16 protein-coding genes are annotated in these 15,682 nt (G+C 63.5%); 3 read left to right on the top strand and 13 right to left on the bottom strand.

The window, feature by feature from the left end; translation table 11 throughout:
- Positions 1-239 precede the first annotated feature (239 nt).
- On the bottom strand, positions 240-767 hold the full coding sequence (locus VKR55_RS15215) for a carboxymuconolactone decarboxylase family protein (RefSeq protein WP_324404720.1): 528 nt from the start codon (positions 765-767) through the stop codon (positions 240-242).
- A gap of 245 nt (positions 768-1,012) precedes the next feature.
- On the opposite strand from VKR55_RS15215, the gene VKR55_RS15210 reads away from it, so the two are divergent.
- Complete coding sequence (locus tag VKR55_RS15210) at positions 1,013-1,162, top strand: hypothetical protein (protein WP_324404719.1); 150 nt, start codon at positions 1,013-1,015, stop codon at positions 1,160-1,162.
- Here VKR55_RS15210 and VKR55_RS15205 read toward each other — a convergent pair.
- The 4 genes from VKR55_RS15205 to VKR55_RS15190 form a co-directional block, all read right to left on the bottom strand.
- Positions 1,141-1,497: a Zn-ribbon domain-containing OB-fold protein gene (locus VKR55_RS15205; protein WP_324404718.1), complete on the bottom strand. Its 357-nt coding sequence runs from the start codon at positions 1,495-1,497 to the stop codon at positions 1,141-1,143. The genes VKR55_RS15210 and VKR55_RS15205 overlap by 22 nt on opposite strands.
- Positions 1,497-2,630 carry a thiolase family protein gene (locus VKR55_RS15200; RefSeq protein WP_324404717.1) on the bottom strand — a complete coding sequence of 378 codons (1,134 nt, stop codon included), beginning with the start codon at positions 2,628-2,630 and terminating at the stop codon, positions 1,497-1,499. The genes VKR55_RS15205 and VKR55_RS15200 overlap by 1 nt, the downstream gene beginning before the upstream one ends.
- Positions 2,631-2,775: 145 nt before the next feature.
- On the bottom strand, positions 2,776-3,942 hold the full coding sequence (locus VKR55_RS15195) for an acyl-CoA dehydrogenase family protein (protein ID WP_324404716.1): 1,167 nt from the start codon (positions 3,940-3,942) through the stop codon (positions 2,776-2,778).
- 4 nt (positions 3,943-3,946) lie between these two features.
- Positions 3,947-5,155, bottom strand: a complete 1,209-nt coding sequence (locus tag VKR55_RS15190; protein WP_324404715.1) for a CaiB/BaiF CoA transferase family protein — start codon at positions 5,153-5,155, stop codon at positions 3,947-3,949.
- Positions 5,156-6,090: 935 nt separating this feature from the next.
- Here VKR55_RS15190 and VKR55_RS15185 point away from each other — a divergent pair.
- Positions 6,091-6,840: a dienelactone hydrolase family protein gene (locus VKR55_RS15185; protein WP_324404714.1), complete on the top strand. Its 750-nt coding sequence runs from the start codon at positions 6,091-6,093 to the stop codon at positions 6,838-6,840.
- Between the two features lie 11 nt (positions 6,841-6,851).
- A complete protein-coding gene (locus VKR55_RS15180) occupies positions 6,852-7,157 on the top strand; it encodes a DUF6295 family protein (RefSeq protein ID WP_324404713.1) in 306 nt (101 codons plus the stop codon).
- Positions 7,158-7,312: 155 nt separating this feature from the next.
- On the opposite strand, the gene VKR55_RS15175 is transcribed toward VKR55_RS15180, so the two are convergent.
- The 8 genes from VKR55_RS15175 to VKR55_RS15140 form a co-directional block, all read right to left on the bottom strand.
- Positions 7,313-8,482: an acetyl-CoA acetyltransferase gene (locus VKR55_RS15175; RefSeq protein ID WP_324404712.1), complete on the bottom strand. Its 1,170-nt coding sequence runs from the start codon at positions 8,480-8,482 to the stop codon at positions 7,313-7,315.
- 53 nt (positions 8,483-8,535) lie between these two features.
- Positions 8,536-9,180: a bifunctional 4-hydroxy-2-oxoglutarate aldolase/2-dehydro-3-deoxy-phosphogluconate aldolase gene (eda, locus tag VKR55_RS15170; protein WP_414642381.1), complete on the bottom strand. Its 645-nt coding sequence runs from the start codon at positions 9,178-9,180 to the stop codon at positions 8,536-8,538.
- 9 nt (positions 9,181-9,189) lie between these two features.
- The gene (locus VKR55_RS15165; RefSeq protein WP_324404710.1) at positions 9,190-10,101 is read right to left on the bottom strand and encodes a sugar kinase; all 912 of its coding nucleotides are present in this window, start codon (positions 10,099-10,101) and stop codon (positions 9,190-9,192) included.
- Between the two features lie 9 nt (positions 10,102-10,110).
- Positions 10,111-11,097 carry a D-erythronate dehydrogenase gene (gene denD / locus VKR55_RS15160; RefSeq protein WP_324404709.1) on the bottom strand — a complete coding sequence of 329 codons (987 nt, stop codon included), beginning with the start codon at positions 11,095-11,097 and terminating at the stop codon, positions 10,111-10,113.
- 43 nt (positions 11,098-11,140) lie between these two features.
- Positions 11,141-12,064, bottom strand: coding sequence for a carbohydrate ABC transporter permease (locus tag VKR55_RS15155; RefSeq protein ID WP_324404708.1), 924 nt, complete (start codon positions 12,062-12,064; stop codon positions 11,141-11,143).
- Positions 12,065-12,145: 81 nt separating this feature from the next.
- On the bottom strand, positions 12,146-13,105 hold the full coding sequence (locus VKR55_RS15150; RefSeq protein WP_324404707.1) for a carbohydrate ABC transporter permease: 960 nt from the start codon (positions 13,103-13,105) through the stop codon (positions 12,146-12,148).
- A gap of 65 nt (positions 13,106-13,170) precedes the next feature.
- On the bottom strand, positions 13,171-14,505 hold the full coding sequence (locus VKR55_RS15145) for an ABC transporter substrate-binding protein (RefSeq protein WP_324404706.1): 1,335 nt from the start codon (positions 14,503-14,505) through the stop codon (positions 13,171-13,173).
- Positions 14,506-14,564: 59 nt separating this feature from the next.
- Positions 14,565-15,632, bottom strand: coding sequence for an ABC transporter ATP-binding protein (locus VKR55_RS15140; RefSeq protein WP_324404705.1), 1,068 nt, complete (start codon positions 15,630-15,632; stop codon positions 14,565-14,567).
- Between the last annotated feature and the right edge of the window lie 50 nt (positions 15,633-15,682).

The raw sequence follows: 15,682 nt of genomic DNA, 5'->3' as shown, positions 1-15,682 counted from the left end.
GCTGAGAAGCCGTCAAATCCGGCGTTGCACAGCCGACAACGTTCATGTGCCGTGGGCGACAGCAGACGGAACATCTGCCGTCCCCGTCGCAACCTCGAATCATCGCCCGACAACATCGCATGCCAGAGCGGATTTAATTCCTTGCTGCCGATTTCGGGATTCACCACGCGGCCCTCCCCTATGATTTACGTCAAACTCTCCATCCAGGTTTCAATTCACTCGCACCTTCGCACGCGAGCCTAGCCGATCACCTCGGCGACCGGCTGCATGTCGATCTCAAACGTCTCCAGAAATTTCGAGGTCATGATGTAGAAGCCGACGGAAAGCTGCAGCTCGACCAGCGCGCCCGGCGTGAGTTTTGATTTGATCGCGTTGAAGGTCGCATCCGTGGGCCGCTTCATCGTCGCGATCTCGTCGGTGAAGGCGAGCGCGGCGCGCTGCACCTCGTTGAAGCAGGACGCTTGCCGCCAGTTCTCCAGTGCTTCGTTCTGCTCGTCGGTGACGCCGACATTCTTGCCGATGCGCTTGTGGGCCACGATTTCGTACGGCGCCTCGCAGAGGATGCCGGTGCGGGTGATGGCAAGCTCGCGCACGATCGGATCGAGCTCGCCTTTGTGGCGGATCGCGCCGCCAAGCCGGCAATATTGCTCGAGATAGCTCGGCGAATGCGCCATCATGCGGAAGATGTTGGCGTTGCGGTTCTTGCCCAGGAGCTCGCGAGTCCGGTCGTTGTGCTTTGCGGGATCGCTATAGTCGATGCGGGCCATGTTTTCCTTGTATCTCCTTGGGTTCCATCCTGAATCTTATTTTGCCAAAACAGTATCCGCCCCGGGCCATGCGTGAGTCAAATTGCCGCCGCAATACTGTTCGACGCTGGCACAGTCGACGTTGCCCCGTGGGGACCTAATTGGGGCGAATGCTCGATGTGGGGTGTTCCGAGTAAAAATTCTGACCGTCGTTGCGCATCGTTGCGCCGCGATAAGTCGCGCCCAGGTTTAGGGAGAAAACCGGCATGAAGGAAGCCACCAAGAGGGCAACCTCGGCGGCACTCGCGCACATGCTGGCGGTGACGGCTTTGCTCGTCATCGCCAGCGTCCTCTTTTACGGGGGCGAGCGCCGCGCAAGCCTGGAGGCTAACGTTCAAGCCAACTTCTCGAAATAGGGCACGAGCCTTCCTGCGAACAGGGTGAAGCGCGCGGCGACGCGATCGCCGATGGCGAGATCGTTCGCACCATGCGCCATCATCCGAAAACCTTCCTCGGTATCGACCAGCACGATGGCGTAGGGAACGTGGGCGCGGGTCTCCGGTGTCGCGGCGCGTGCCACGACGGAAGTGGCATAGACCGTCCCCATCCCGCCCGCGCGCTTGTCGGCTAGCTCGGTCGCACCGCAGGCCGCGCAGAAGCCGCGGCGAAAATATTGCGGCTGCCCGCAAGAGACGCAGGATTGGTAGAGGATCGCCTCGACGCCCTGGGTCCAGTCGGCGGGTTTCTGCATCAGACGCGCTCCAGGAACATGCTGACATGGGACGACAGCACGCCGCCATCGCCATGCAAGAGCGCGACCGAGGCGTCGCGGACCTGGCGGTTGCCGGCTCGATCCGTCATCTGCAGATGCGTCTCGACCAGATGCGCCATGGCGCCGCCGACACCGCAATGACCGTAGCTCAAAAGCCCGCCATGGGTGTTAAGCGGGATCTCGCCGTCACGGCGGAAGTAACCCGACCGCACGCGCGATGCCGCTTCGCCGCGCCTGGCGAGGCCGAGATCTTCGAGCAGCATCGCCAGCGTAATGGTAAAGCTGTCATAGACCGCGGCATAGCGAACATCGGTGATCGCCATGCCCGAAGCCTGCTTCGCCCTGGCGATCGAAATCTCGGCGCCAAGCTCGCTCAGGCGCGGTGCTGCCGTTACATGCTGATGCGTATGCGCCTGGGCGCAGCCGCGAATCTTCACCCGCGCCGCGTTGGTGGGCTCGCGGCTGACGACGAAGGCCGCGCCGCCATCGGAGACCGGACAGCAGTCGAGCAGTTTGAGCGGCGAGGCCACCGGCTTCGAGGCCATCACGTCGGCAACCGTGATCGGCTCACGAAACTGCGCGCCGGGATGGGTCGCCGCATGCGCACGCATGAGCACAGCGAATTCCGCGAGGTCTTCTTCGGTGACGCCATAGTCGTGCATGTAGCGCGACGCGACGAGGCCATAATAGGCGGGGATCGTCGGCCCCAACGGCACCTCGTAATCGGGATGGCCGACCTGCGCCAATGCCACGATCGAGGCGTCGCGGCTCTGCCCGGTCAGACGGTTCTCGCCACCGACGACCAGCACGTGCCTGACGACGCCGGCATCGACGAGATGATGCGCGAGCATGGTCATGGCGAGCCCCGTGGCGCCGCCGACCTGCACCGCATGGGCGTAAGCCGGGCGGATGCCAAAATGCTCGGCGAACACGGTCGCGAGCATGATGTGCGGGGAGACTGTCGAATAGCCGCAGAGGATGCCGTCGATGTCGGCGCGCTTCAGCCCAGCGTCCGCAATCGCAAGCTCGGCCGCCTTGCTCATGAGGTCGAGCGAGGTGAGGCCTTCATGCTTGCCGTAGGAGGTGAGGCCAACGCCAGTGATGTAGGTCATGGCTCCGACACCTCCACCGTCGTCATTCCGGGATGCGCCGATAGGCGCAGGCCCGGAATCCATAACCACGGCCGGGGGTTATGGATTCCGGGCTCGCGCTTCGCGCGCCCCGGAATGACGCCGTTGAGAGATTTATGCATTGCCGTCAATACGACTTCGGCAGGCCCAGCACCTTCTCGGCGATAAAGCTCAGGATCAGCTCGCGGCTGACCGGCGCGATGCGCGGGATCAGGGACTCCCGCAGATAGCGCTCGACGTGAAATTCCTTGGCGTAACCGAAGCCGCCATGGGTCATCACCGCCTGCTCGCAGGCGCGGAAGCCCGCTTCGGCCGCGAGATATTTGGCGGAGTTCGCGGCCGGTCCGCACGACAGGCCCTGGTCGTATTGCCAGGCGGCCGAGAGCGTCATCAGCCACGCGGCCTCGAGCTCCATCCAGTTCTTCGCGAGCGGATGCTGGATCGCCTGGTTCATGCCGATCGGACGATTGAACACGTTACGGGTCTTGGCGTAGCCGGCGGCGCGCGACAGCGCGCATTGGCCGAGGCCAACGGCTTCGGCTGCGATCAGGATGCGCTCCGGGTTCATGCCGTGCAGGATGTATTCGAAGCCGCGTCCCTCCTCGCCCAGCCGGTCCTCGACCGGAATTTCAAAATTCTCGAAGAACAGCTCGTTGGAATCGACGCCCTTGCGGCCCATCTTCTCGATCTCATGGACAGCAATCGTCTTGCGGTCGAAATCCGTGTAGAACAGGCTCAGGCCGTGGGTCGGGTTCTTCACCTCCTCAAGCGCCGTGGTGCGCGCGAGCAGGAGAATCTTTTCCGCGACCTGTGCGGTCGAGATCCAGACCTTCTGGCCGTTGACGACATATTTGTCGCCCTTGCGCGCCGCGCGCGTCTTGAGTTGCGTGGTGTTGAGGCCGGTGTTGGGTTCGGTGACTGCGAAGCAGGATCGTTCCTTGCCGTCGACGATGCCCGGCAGCATGCGCCGGCACTGCTCCCTGGTGCCGAACACGACGACCGGATTGAGCCCGAACACGTTCATGTGGATCGCCGACGCCCCGGACATGCCGGCGCCGGATTCGGAAATCGTGCGCATCATGATCGCGGCATCCATGATGCCGAGGCCCGAGCCGCCATAGTCTTCGGGGATACAGATGCCGAGCCAGCCGGCATCGGCCAGCGCCTTGTGGAAGTCGGCCGGGAAGCCGCCCTCCTTGTCCTTCTTCAGCCAATAAGCGTCGTCGAAGCGCGAGCAGATTTTGGCAACGGCATCGCGGATCGATTCCTGGTTGGCGGTGAGCGCGAAATCCATCGGATCAGTCCTTCATAGCCGGCGCGGGCCGGGTTACGCCCTCGCCTATCATCGTGGCGATGTTCTGGGCGGAGAAGCCGGCCTCGCGCAAGATTTCTTCGCCATGCTCATTCAGGCGCGGCGCGAGCCGCACGGTTTCGGCCGGCGTCTCCGACCACCTCGCAGATACCTTCATGCTGCGGATCGGGCCTTCGGTCGGATGCGCGACCACGGGGAAATACCCGGTTGCGGCGAGGTGCGGGTCGGCCAGCATGCTTGCGAGATCGTGCATGGGCATCACCGGAATATCGGCCGTAGTGAGCAGCTCCTGCCATTCCGCCGTCGTGCGCGTCTCGAAGATGCGCGCAAGCTCGCCATAGACGGTATCGATGTTGGTGGCGCGGCCGGCGAAGGTCGCGAATTTCGGGTCGGCGCGGAGATCGTCGCGGCCGGTCGCCTTGAAGAAGCTTTCCCACTGCTTGTCGTTGTAGACGATCACACAGATATAGCCGTCGGCGGTCTTGTAGGGCCTGCGGTCGCGCGAGAGGTGGCGCGCGTAACCGCCCTTGTCGAGCGGCGGCTCGTAGGTGAGCCCGCCCATATGGTCGCCCAGCACGAAGCCCGCCATGGTCTCGAACATCGGGATATCGACGCGCTGGCCGCGCCCGGTGCGGTCGCGATGCACAAGGCTCGCGCAGATCGCGCCGACCGCGGTGAGGCCTACGATACGATCGACCAGCGCGTTCGGTACATAGCGCGGCATGCCATCGCTCGTTTGCGCCATCAGCGCCGGCAATCCCGTCGCGCCCTGGATCAGATCGTCGTAGGCGGGCTTTGCCGCATAGGGCCCGTCCTGGCCGAAGCCGAACACGCCGGCATAGATCAGGCGCGGGTTACGTTTGGCGACGACGTCATAGCCGAGATCGAGCCGCGCCATCGCCTGCGGCCGCACGTTGTAGATCAAGACATCGGCCGTCTCGGTCAGCCGCAGCACCGCCTCGCGGCCGGCCGGCTTCTTCAGATCGAGGCAGATCGAGCGCTTGTTGCGGTTGGTGTTGAGGAACACAGGTCCCATGCCGGGATGGCGTGTCGGGCCGATCAACCGCGTCACGTCGCCCTCGAGCGATTCCACCTTGATGACGTCGGCGCCGTAATCGCCGAGCATCTGGGTCGCATAGGGCCCCATCAGCACGGTGGTCATGTCGATGACCCTGATGCCTTGCAATGGGCCCATGGCGTCGTTCACTCCCTGTTGGTTTGTGGGCCAAGTAACGGCAGCGGGTCGGAGAGATCAAGCGCGGCCGGCGTATGGGGGTATGCGGTTGAGTCCGCCTCTCTCGCTCTCTCCCGTCATTCCGGGGCAGCCCGAAGGGCTGAGCCCGGAATCCATACTCCCGTCTGGTGGTTATGGATTCCGGGCTCGCGCTTCGCGCGCCCCGGAATGACGATGGAAATTGGAGACGCGCCTTCGCATTCTCGCGGCGCGTTCCGCCCGAGTCTTGCGTCAACCGAACCCTCCAAAACAACGGAGGGCGCAGGGAATGCCGGGTGCCGTTGCACCCGCAGCCTCGTGTGCAGGAAATGCGCAAAAGGACGCACACGAGTTCTCAGCAGGTACAACCGAACACACTCCGGCATCCCCTGCGCAATGGTTTACGGCTTATACGTGCTCTCCCCGGTGCGCCGGGCTTGTTGGCCACCGTCGCTTCGCCCATCATCAGGAGCGGAACTTGACACCAGCGTCGGGGTGTCAGGACCACACGATTTCGCCGTCCGCTTTGATCGTCGCTCGTCCGGCGACGCCAGAACGTCCATCGCATCCCGCCGCACGTTTCGTGACGATGCGCATACGCCCCTCGTGTCGCGGCGGGATGCGGCAAGACAATCATAATTTTCCGAAAAGCGGAAGGATAATATTTTTAGCGATGGGGCTTGACTGATCGAACGAATTGTTCCGATAAGCCGAAGCGATTTGCCCGTCGGGTCAAATTGGCATGCACTTCGCAGGATGGATGGGCGCAGCGACACTCATCAATGCGCCGCCGCAAAGGCAATGGGTTTCGCTGCGCTCAACCCATCCTGTAGCCCGGCGCAGGTTGCACTTGCTATCCGACTGTCGAATACTGACCCTCGCGGTACCCAAGAAAACACAGTCCAGGGAGCAAGATGATGTCATTCTACCGAGGCATGACCTGCGAGAACGTCACGATCAAGGGCGACAAGGGCACGCCGATCACCGCCTACACCGCAAAGCCGTCCGGCGCGGGGCCGTTTCCGGGCGTGGTGCTGGTCCACCATCTTCCCGGTTGGAGCGAACTCTACATCGAGACGACGCGCCGCTTTGCGCATCATGGCTATATGGCGATCTGCGCCAACCTCTATGAGCGCACGGGTGGCGGCAACCCTGACGACGTCGCGGCCAAGGTGCGTGCCGAGGGCGGCATTGCAGACAGCCAGATGGTCGGCGACACCGAGGCCGCGGTAAAGTGGATGCGCGCGCAACCCGGCCACAACGGCAAGGTCGGTGTTTTCGGCTCCTGCTCCGGCGGCCGTCATGCCTTCATCTATTCCTGCCAGAAGAAGGACGTCGACGCCTGCGTCGAACTGTGGGGCGGGCGCGTGGTGATGGGCAAGGAGGAGCTCAACGACAAGACGCCGGTCGCGCCGATCGACATGACCAAAGACCTCTGCTGTCCCCTCCTCGGCCTGTTCGGCAATGACGACCGCGCGCCGAGCCCCGAGCAGGTCAACCAGCACGAGGCCGAGCTGAAGAAGCACGGCAAGGCTTACGAATTCCACCGTTATGACGGCGCCGGCCACGGCTTCTTCTATTGGCACCGGCCGCTGTACCGGCCCGAGCAGTGCATGGACGGCTGGGGCAAGGTCTTCGCGTTCTACGGCAAGCATCTGGCGAAGTAGGAGGAGCTGACATGTGCACCTCGATTATCGAAGTCACTCACGCCGAGGGTATGGCCAAGCGCGGCGACGAATGGTTTGCGCTCTCGCACGCGGTGGTCGCCTATGATCACGCGCGCCACGCCCATCTCGGCGACGTCATCACGCTCGACTTCATCAACACGTCGCTCGAGCCCGGCGCGCGTGCTGGAATCGAGCTGACGCTGGAGACCGCCAAGGAGCTGCGCGCCGCGCTCGACCGCGCGATTGCCGCCGCCGATTTCGAGGAGGCGGAAGTGCGGGGCAAGGGCGCGGCGCCGATGATGGTGCGGGCGGCGTGAGATAAGCCGGTCATTCCGGGGCGCGCGAAGCGCGAGCCCGGAATCCATAACCACAGGCCAACTTCGATTGCACGGTGTTCGAGCCAAGCCCAATGTCCTGTGGCTATGGATTCCGGGCTCAGCCCTTGCGGGCTGCCCCGGAATGACAGAAAAATCTACTTCGACGGCTCGAGGATCGAGACGTAATTGGCGACCGCGGCGCCGCCCATATTGAAGATGCCGCCGAGCTTTGCGTTCTTGATCTGCATGCCCTCGGGCGCCTGGCCTGCAAGCTGCATTGCCGTCATCACATGCATGGAGACGCCGGTCGCGCCGATCGGATGGCCCTTCGACTTGAGCCCGCCGGACGGATTGACCGGCAGCTTGCCGTCCTTCTGCGTCCAGCCTTCCAGGATGGCGCGGGCGCCCTGCCCCTTCGGCGTCAGGCCCATCGCCTCGTACTCGATCAGCTCGGCGACGGTGAAGCAGTCATGGGTTTCGACAAAAGAGAGATCGGTGAGCTTCACACCCGCCTGCTCCAGCGCGCGCTGCCAGGCGACCGTGCAACCCTCGAACTGCAGGATGTCGCGCTTTGACATCGGCAGGAAGTCCTGCGCGTGGGCGGTGGCGCGGAAGTTGATCGCCTTCTTCATGCCCTTCGCGGTTTCGGAATCCGTCAGCACCAGCGCGGCGGCGCCGTCCGAGACGAGCGAGCAATCGGTCCGCTTCAGGGGACCGGCGACGTAAGGATTCTTCTCGCTCTCGGAGCGGCAGAAGTCGAAGCCAAAGTCCTTGCGCATCTGCGCATACGGATTGGCGACGCCGTTCTTGTGGTTCTTGGCCGCGATCATGGCGAGTGCATCGGACTGATCGCCATATTTCTGGAAATAGCCCTGCGCGATCTTGCCGAACACGCCGGCGAAGCCGCCGACCGTGTCGCCGTCTTCCGGCAGGTACGAGGCCTTGAGCAGGTTCTTGCCGATCTCGGCCGGCGGCGTGCGCGTCATCTGCTCGACGCCGACGACCAGCACGACCTTGGCGTCGCCCGCCTTGATGGCGCGGATGCCCTGATGCACGGCGGCTGAGCCCGTGGCGCAGGCGTTCTCCACGCGCGTCGCCCGCTTGAAGCGAAGCTGCGGATCGGCCTGCAGCACCAGCGAAGCCGTAAAATCCTGCGGCGAGAAGCCGGCGTTGAAATGGCCGAGCACGATCTCGTCGACGTCGCGGGCCGAAATGCCGGCGTCGGCCATCGCTTCGTTGGCGACCTTGACCACGAGGCCCTCGACGGTTTCGGCGTCGAATTTCCCGAAGGGCGTATGCGCCCATCCAACGATACTGGCGGTCATGGTCGTTCTCCTGAATCTGGCTGGTCTGATTCTAGCGCATCGGCGCAAGGACTTCACGCCGCTTTCGCCGACTTGACCGTCCGCTCGCACATGGCGGTTATGCCGGCCCAGTTGCCGGACTTGATGTCGACCGCCTGGCACAGCCAGGAGCCGCCGACGGCGATCACATTGGGTTCGGCGAGCCAGGTCGGCGCATTGGTCTCGCCGATGCCGCCGGTCGGGCAGAACTGCACCTGCGGGAACGGGCCGGCGAGCGCGCGCAGCGCCTTGATGCCGCCCGCCTGCTCGGCCGGGAAGAATTTCATGGTCTCGAAACCGTGGGCGAGCGCTTGCATCAGCTCCGAAGCCGTGGCGATTCCCGGCGCGAACGGCAGATTGCTTGCCGCGGCGGCCTTCAACAGCTGCGGCGTCGCGCCGGGGCTGATGCCGAATTTGGCGCCGAGCTCCTCGGCGCGGGCGAGATCGTCGGCGTTGAGGATGGTGCCGATGCCGACGATCGCGTCAGGCACATTGGCGATGATGGCTTTCGCAGCGTCGACCGCGACCTTGGTGCGCAAGGTCACCTCCAGCATGCGCACGCCGCCCGAGACCAGCGCGCGCGCGAGCGGCACGGCGTCCTCCAGGCGGTTGATGGTCAGCACCGGCACAACGCGGGCGGATTTGAACAGCGCGGTGAGCTTTTCCTGTTTCGATGTCATGAGCACGCCTTACGAGATGTTTTCCGGCATGGCTGAACGCGGAATAATGGCACCGGGATGACACACCACGCGACCTGCCAGACAATGGCCGGCGCGTGCGGCCTCCTCCGGCGCCGCGCCCGAAAGCCGTGCGGCCAGATAGGCCGCCGCAAAGCTATCACCAGCGGCGGTGGTGTCCACCACGGTCGCGGTCAGCGGCTTGGCGTCGATCCGCCGCATGCCATTCTCCAAGCGCACCAGGCTTGCCGGCTCGGCAAGCTTCAACACAACCTCGCCGCCCGGAACGCCTGCGAGCAAGGTGTCGGTGCCTGCACCGGGATAAAGCGGCAGCAAATCCTCGGTGGAGGCGAGCGCAATGTCCGCCGTCTCGAATGCCTCTCGAAACACCGCCCGCGCGATGTCGAGATCGGGCCAGCCGCGGGCGCGGAAATTGGTGTCGAAGGCGATGCGAGTGCCGCGCCCGCGCGCGGCCCGCAGCGCTGCGAACAGCCGCGACCGCGCGGCTTCGCTGAAGATCGAGAGCGTGATCGCCGAGAAATAGACGAGATCGTAAGCGGACAGCGATTGCAGCAGGCTTTCAGTCTCGGGCAGCTCGAGCAGGCTGCGCGCTGCGGCGCTTTCGCGCCAGTGGAAGAAGCGCCGCTCGCCTTTGGCGTCGGTTGCGATCAGATAGAGGCCCGGCAGCTTGCCCGAAAGCCGCGCGACCTTGGCGGTGCCGACCCCCTCGGCCTGCCAGCCTGCGATCATCTCGTCGCTCAGCGGATCATCGCCGAGCGCGGTGATGTAATCGACGGCGACGCCAAGACGGGCGAGGTAGACCGCGGTGTTGAGCGTGTCGCCGCCATAGCCGCGCGAATACAGGCCGCTGCCCGCCTGCTTCAGCTCGACCATACACTCGCCGATGCAGGCTACGCGCATCATAATGTTCGCTCAGGCCACGAACTTGCCGCCGAGCTCGTCCTCGATATGGATGCGGATGATGTCGTCGAAATTCTTCTCGGCGGTGGTGAAGCCGAGCTGGCGGGCGCGCTTGGCTTCGAAATTGCGCGGCCAGCCATCGACGATGCCCATGATGAAGGGATCGGGCTCGCGCTTGATGCGCCCTGCGACCTTCTCGCCCGCGACGCGCTTCAAGGCCGCGATCTGCTCGCCGACGGTCGCCGTGAGACCCGGCATGGTGAGGCCGCGGCGCGGCCCCGCGGCCGCCAAATCCATGGTCGCGGCGTGCAAGAGAAAACCGACCGCCGAGCGCGGCGTCGCGTGCCAGTGGCGAACGTCCTCCGACACCGGAAGGATCGCTTCCCTGCCGGCAAGCGGCTCACGCAGGATGTTGGAGAAGAAGCCGCTTGCCGCCTTGTTCGGCAGCCCCGGGCGGATGCAGATGGTCGGCAGCCGAATGGCGATGCCGTCCATGAATCCCTTGCGCGAATAGTCCGACAACAGCAGTTCGCCGATCGCCTTCTGCGTGCCGTAGCTCAAGAGCGGCGTGTGGAAGAACTCATCGCCAATGGCGTCGGGGAACGGCGCGCCGAACACCGCGATCGAGGAGGTAAACACCACGCGCGGCTTGTAGCCACCGCCCACGAGACGGATCGCATCCAGCAGCATCCGCGTGCCGTCGAGATTGATGCGATAGCCCTTGTCGAAATCGAGCTCCGCCTCGCCCGAGACGATGGCGGCGAGATGGAAGATCACGTCGGGCCGGCCGGCGATCAGCTTTTCGGCTGCGCCCGCGACCGCAAAATCGCCGGCGTGCACCTCGACGGGAAAGCCAGGCTTCTCCGGCTTTGCGGGTGCGACGACGTCATGCAGCGTCATCTTCGTGATGTCGGTCTTGCCGAGCCTTCCGTCGCGGAGTAGACGCTCAACCAATTTGCGACCGACCATGCCGGCCGCGCCCAGAACCAATACGTGCAAGCGCCTGCTCCTCGTTTCTTCTATCTCTTTATGCGGACCGCGATCATTCCTTCACGGCGCCGGTCATCGCCGACACATAATGCTCGACGAAGAAGGCGTAAAGGATCACAAGCGGCAGCGAGCCCGCCAGGGCACCGGCCATCAACGCGCCCCAGTGGTAGACGTCGCCATCGACGAATTCGTTGACGATCGCAACCGGCACCGTCTTGTGCTGGGTCGACTGCAGGAAGGTCAGCGCGTAGATAAACTCGTTCCAGCACAGCGTGAAGCAGAAGATGAAGGCCGAGATCAGCCCCGGGATCGCCAGCGGGATCACGATCTTGATCAGGATCTGCCAGCGGCTCGCGCCGTCGATCAGCGCGCATTCCTCGAGCTCGAAGGGAATGGTCTTGAAATACCCCATCAACAGCCAGGTCGAGAACGGGATGAGGATCGTCGGATAGGTCAGGATCAGGGCGTACGGCGAGTCGAACAGGCCGTACTGGAACACGACGGTCGCCAGCGGAATGAACAGGATCGAGGGCGGAACGAGATAGGCGAGGAAGATCAGGCCGCCGACGAGGTTCGCACCCTTGTAGCGCAGGCGCACGATGGCATAGGCCGCGAGCACGCTCGCGATGATCGACAGCACGGTGGCGCAGATCGCGACATACATCGTGTTCCACAGCCAGTGCGGATAGTAGCTCTCGAACAACAGCTTGTGGAAATGCTTGAGCGTGGGACTCCAGGTCCAGAACGGACTGTAGGTCTCCATGTCGAGCAACTGCTCGTCCGGCTTCACCGACGTCAGCGCCATCCAGTAGAACGGGAATAGCAGGATGATGACGATGATCGAGAGCGGCAGGTAGACCGTCACCAGCCGCCTCGGCACCGACTGCAGATAGCTCATGCCCTCGCTGTTATCGACGCGGGCCCCTTTCGACAGGATGGACTTGAGGTCAGCCTTGTTGGCAGGAAGATCAGTCATTGTTCTCTCCCTGTTGCCAGTTGCGGCAGCGCGCGCGGGGCCTGCCCCGTTCGCGCAGAAAATATGGCAACGCCGCGGAGATCAGTCATTGTTTTCCCCCTGCTGCCATTTGCGGCGTTGCAGGCCGAACCAGGAGATCATGATCGCGCCGAGCAGGAACGGAATCATGGCGCTGGAGATCGCCGCGCCCTCGCCGAGCTGGCCGCCGATGATGGCGCGTTGATAGGACAGGGTCGCCATCAGGTGCGTGGCGTTGACCGGACCGCCGCGGGTCATCGCCCAGATGAGCTGGAAGTCGGTGAAGGTGAACAGCACCGAGAAGGTCATCACGACCGCGATGATCGGGGTCAGCAAGGGATAGGTGATATAGCGGAAGCGCTGCCAGCTCGTGGCGCCGTCGAGCGTTGCCGCCTCGTAGAGCGAGGGCTGCACGGTTTGCAAGCCTGCGAGCAGCGTGATCGCGACGAACGGCACGCCGCGCCAGATGTTGGCGAAGATCACACAGGCCCGTGCCCAGGCGATGTCGCCGAGGAAGTTGATGTTCTGGGTGATGAGGCCGAGATGCTTCAGCGACCAGGAGATGATCGAGAATTGCGAATCGAAGATCCACCAGAATGCGATTGCCGAGAGCACCGTCGGCACGATGAAGGGGATCAGCACCAGCGCGCGCAGCATCGCCTTGAACGGCAGGTTCTCGTTGAGCAGCAGCGCGAGGTAGAGACCGATCGCGAACTTGAAGGCGCTGGCGACCGCGGTGTAGAGCAGCGTATTGGTGACCGACAGCCAGAAGATGGTATCGCCCCACAGCCACTCGTAGTTCTCGGTGCCGATGAACTCGCCGACCTGCCCGATCTTGGTGTCGGTGAACGACAGCCAGATGCCTAAGCCCAGCGGATACGCCAGGAAGAAGATCAGGAACGCCATCGCCGGCAGCATGAACCAGAAGCCGAGCCAGTTCTTGTTATGCTTGAGCTGGTCCCACCTCGTCGCCTCGCGGATTTCCCGCTTGGCGCGCTGGGGCGCGAGAGCAATATCGGCCATGGCGATTTCCCGATTGCTGTGAGCGAACGGGCGGCAGTCGCCTGCCGCCCGCCCCTGTCTTGTCGTTACGAACGATAGATGCGCTTCAACTGCCGCTCGGCTTCCGCAACAGCGCCCTTGGCGTCCTTCGAGCCGGTGCAGTAGTTGGCGAACATGTCGACCACGATGAAGTCGCCGATCGCGGTCGCCGCCTTCTCGCCGACCGTGCCGATACCCGAGGCCGGCAGTGTGCGCTTGGAGGCTTGGGAGAACACCCAGTTCTTCGGATCCTCCGTCCAGATCGGCGCCGACTCATAGGCGTTCAGGGTCTGTGTCAAATATCCCTGTGACCCTTCCAGCCACTTGTCGAACTGAGCCTTCTCCAGCAGGAAGGTGGTGAAGGCCTTCGCCGCGTTCGGGTATTTCGTGAAGTTGAACGCCAGCATGGGAAAGCAGAGCTGGAGTTCGGTCGGCTTGCCGATCGGACCGACCGGGTGGAGCGCATGATAGGTGTCGTCGGCGAGTTCCTTCATCTTCGGATCTTTCTTCCCGGCATCCTTTTCCGCGATATAGATCGAGATGCCGTTCAAGGTGAGATAAAGCTCGCCGGCGAGGAACGCCTTGTTGTTGGAGGCGTCATTCCAGGACGCGACGCCGGGGATGAAAGTCTCCGAAAGCGCCTTGGCATAATCCAGCGCCTTGAAGGTCTCGGGCGAGTTGATGACGACCTTGTCGTGCGCATCGACCGTGTACGCGCCGTGTCCCCACAGGATCCAGTGCAGCCAGCCATTGGCGTCGCCGGTGGCGTGGCCGAGCGCAAAACCGGCCGGCGTGTTGTTCTTCTTCAGCCCCTTGCACAGTTCGAGGAATCCCGGGAAGTCCTTCGGGAACTCCTTGAAGCCCGCCTTCTCCATCGCCGACTTCCGGTAGGTCATGTAGCCGCCGCCGGTCGCGATCGGGATGGCAAGCCAGTCGTCCCCTTTCTTGACCGTCTTCGCCGCCGCATCCGTCCATCCGCCGTATTTCTTTCCGAGATAGTCGGCCACATCGTTCATCTTGACGACCTTGGTCGGGAACAGTTGCGGCAGGGTGTGCAGACCCCAGACCATGTCCAGACCAGAACCGGTATTGGCAGCGACGGAAGCCTTCGGCTGGATGTCCTCGAACGACTCGCTGAAGACGTTCATCTCGGTGCCCGTTGCGGCCTTGAAAGCCGCCACGATCTCCATGAACGCCGCATCCTCCTCGGGAACGAAGCGCTTCCAGCGCATCAAGGTCAGCTTGGCGCCCTGCTCGGCCTTGAATGGCGCCGACTGGGCCCACGCCTTGGCCCAGTCGAACAGGGCCGGGCCGGTCAGCATGCCGGCAGCGGTCAGCGCGGTGCCGCCCTGGAGCAACGCGCGGCGAGTCAATTCATGCATCGTTTTCTCTCCCTCTGAAGTATCCGTTTTTGGTTGGACTCTTGTTTTAGTTTGACTTGTTACGCGTTGAGCCGTTTGCCGCTTGCTTCGTCGAACAGATGGACCAGCCCGGGATCCGGCTTGAGCCGGACCTTGTCGCCCGGATTGAACATGTGACGCTCGCGGAACACCGCGACGACCTGCTCGCCGCCGAGCTTGGCAAAAACCTGCGTTTCCGAGCCGGTCGGCTCGACCACGACGATCTCGGCCTCGGCGCCGTCATCGGCGATCGTGAAATGCTCGGGCCGCACGCCGTAGACCGCGGGCCTGCCGTCGGAACTGGCCGGCGCCGATTTCAGCGGCAGCTTGACGCCGTTCGGGGCTTCGAAGGCTGCCACACCGTTCACCGCCACCTTGCCCTTGATGAAGTTCATCGCGGGCGAGCCGATGAAGCCGGCAACAAACTGGTTGTCGGGTTTGTCGTAGAGCTCGAGCGGCGAGCCGATCTGCTCCACGATGCCGTCATGCATCACCACGATCTTGTCGGCCATGGTCATGGCCTCGATCTGGTCGTGGGTGACGTAGACGATAGTGGTCTTGAGCCGCTGGTGCAGCTCCTTGATCTCGGTGCGCATGGCCACGCGCAGCTTGGCATCGAGGTTGGACAGGGGCTCGTCGAACAGGAACACCTGGGGATCGCGGACAATGGCGCGTCCCATCGCCACGCGCTGACGCTGGCCGCCGGAGAGCTGGCGGGGATAGCGGTCGAGCAGTGGCGTCAGCGCCAGAATCTCGGCGGCGCGCGCCACGCCCTTCTTAATCTCGTCGGCCCTGGCACCGCGCAGCTTCAGCGAGAAGCCCATGTTGTCGGCGACCGTCATATGCGGGTACAGCGCGTAATTCTGGAAAACCATCGCAATGTCCCGCTCCTTGGGCTGGACATTGTTGACGACGCGGTCGCCGATCGAAATCGTCCCTGAGGTGATGTTTTCCAGCCCCGCGAGCATCCTGAGCAAGGTCGATTTGCCGCAGCCCGATGGCCCGACCAGCACGACGAATTCGCCATCCTCGATCGGTATGGACACGCCGTGCAGGACTTCAAAACTACCGAATGATTTGCGCACGTCGCGAATCTGGACCGACGACATCCACTTTCCTCCTGAAAAATTTCCCGGCGACGCACGACGAGTACCGCGAC

It is taken from the genome of Bradyrhizobium sp., assembly GCF_035309285.1.
GTDB lineage: Bacteria > Pseudomonadota > Alphaproteobacteria > Rhizobiales > Xanthobacteraceae > Bradyrhizobium.
The sequence above is the reverse complement of the archived record's forward strand: the minus strand, read 5'-3'. Positions and strand labels throughout refer to the sequence as shown.

Bases quoted from the DNA above. Each gene is read 5' to 3' on its own strand.
- VKR55_RS15140 (WP_324404705.1), bottom strand. From the start codon at position 15,632: ATGTCGTCGGTCCAGATTCGCGACGTGCGCAAATCATTCGGTAGTTTT.
- eda (WP_414642381.1), bottom strand. From the start codon at position 9,180: ATGACATCGAAACAGGAAAAGCTCACCGCGCTGTTCAAATCCGCCCGC.
- VKR55_RS15185 (WP_324404714.1), top strand. From the start codon at position 6,091: ATGTCATTCTACCGAGGCATGACCTGCGAGAACGTCACGATCAAGGGC.
- VKR55_RS15190 (WP_324404715.1), bottom strand. From the start codon at position 5,155: ATGGGCCCATTGCAAGGCATCAGGGTCATCGACATGACCACCGTGCTG.
- VKR55_RS15215 (WP_324404720.1), bottom strand. From the start codon at position 767: ATGGCCCGCATCGACTATAGCGATCCCGCAAAGCACAACGACCGGACT.
- VKR55_RS15155 (WP_324404708.1), bottom strand. From the start codon at position 12,064: ATGACTGATCTTCCTGCCAACAAGGCTGACCTCAAGTCCATCCTGTCG.
- VKR55_RS15210 (WP_324404719.1), top strand. From the start codon at position 1,013: ATGAAGGAAGCCACCAAGAGGGCAACCTCGGCGGCACTCGCGCACATG.
- VKR55_RS15145 (WP_324404706.1), bottom strand. From the start codon at position 14,505: ATGCATGAATTGACTCGCCGCGCGTTGCTCCAGGGCGGCACCGCGCTG.
- VKR55_RS15205 (WP_324404718.1), bottom strand. From the start codon at position 1,497: ATGCAGAAACCCGCCGACTGGACCCAGGGCGTCGAGGCGATCCTCTAC.
- VKR55_RS15175 (WP_324404712.1), bottom strand. From the start codon at position 8,482: ATGACCGCCAGTATCGTTGGATGGGCGCATACGCCCTTCGGGAAATTC.
- VKR55_RS15200 (WP_324404717.1), bottom strand. From the start codon at position 2,630: ATGACCTACATCACTGGCGTTGGCCTCACCTCCTACGGCAAGCATGAA.
- VKR55_RS15165 (WP_324404710.1), bottom strand. From the start codon at position 10,101: ATGATGCGCGTAGCCTGCATCGGCGAGTGTATGGTCGAGCTGAAGCAG.
- VKR55_RS15150 (WP_324404707.1), bottom strand. From the start codon at position 13,105: ATGGCCGATATTGCTCTCGCGCCCCAGCGCGCCAAGCGGGAAATCCGC.
- VKR55_RS15195 (WP_324404716.1), bottom strand. From the start codon at position 3,942: ATGGATTTCGCGCTCACCGCCAACCAGGAATCGATCCGCGATGCCGTT.
- VKR55_RS15180 (WP_324404713.1), top strand. From the start codon at position 6,852: ATGTGCACCTCGATTATCGAAGTCACTCACGCCGAGGGTATGGCCAAG.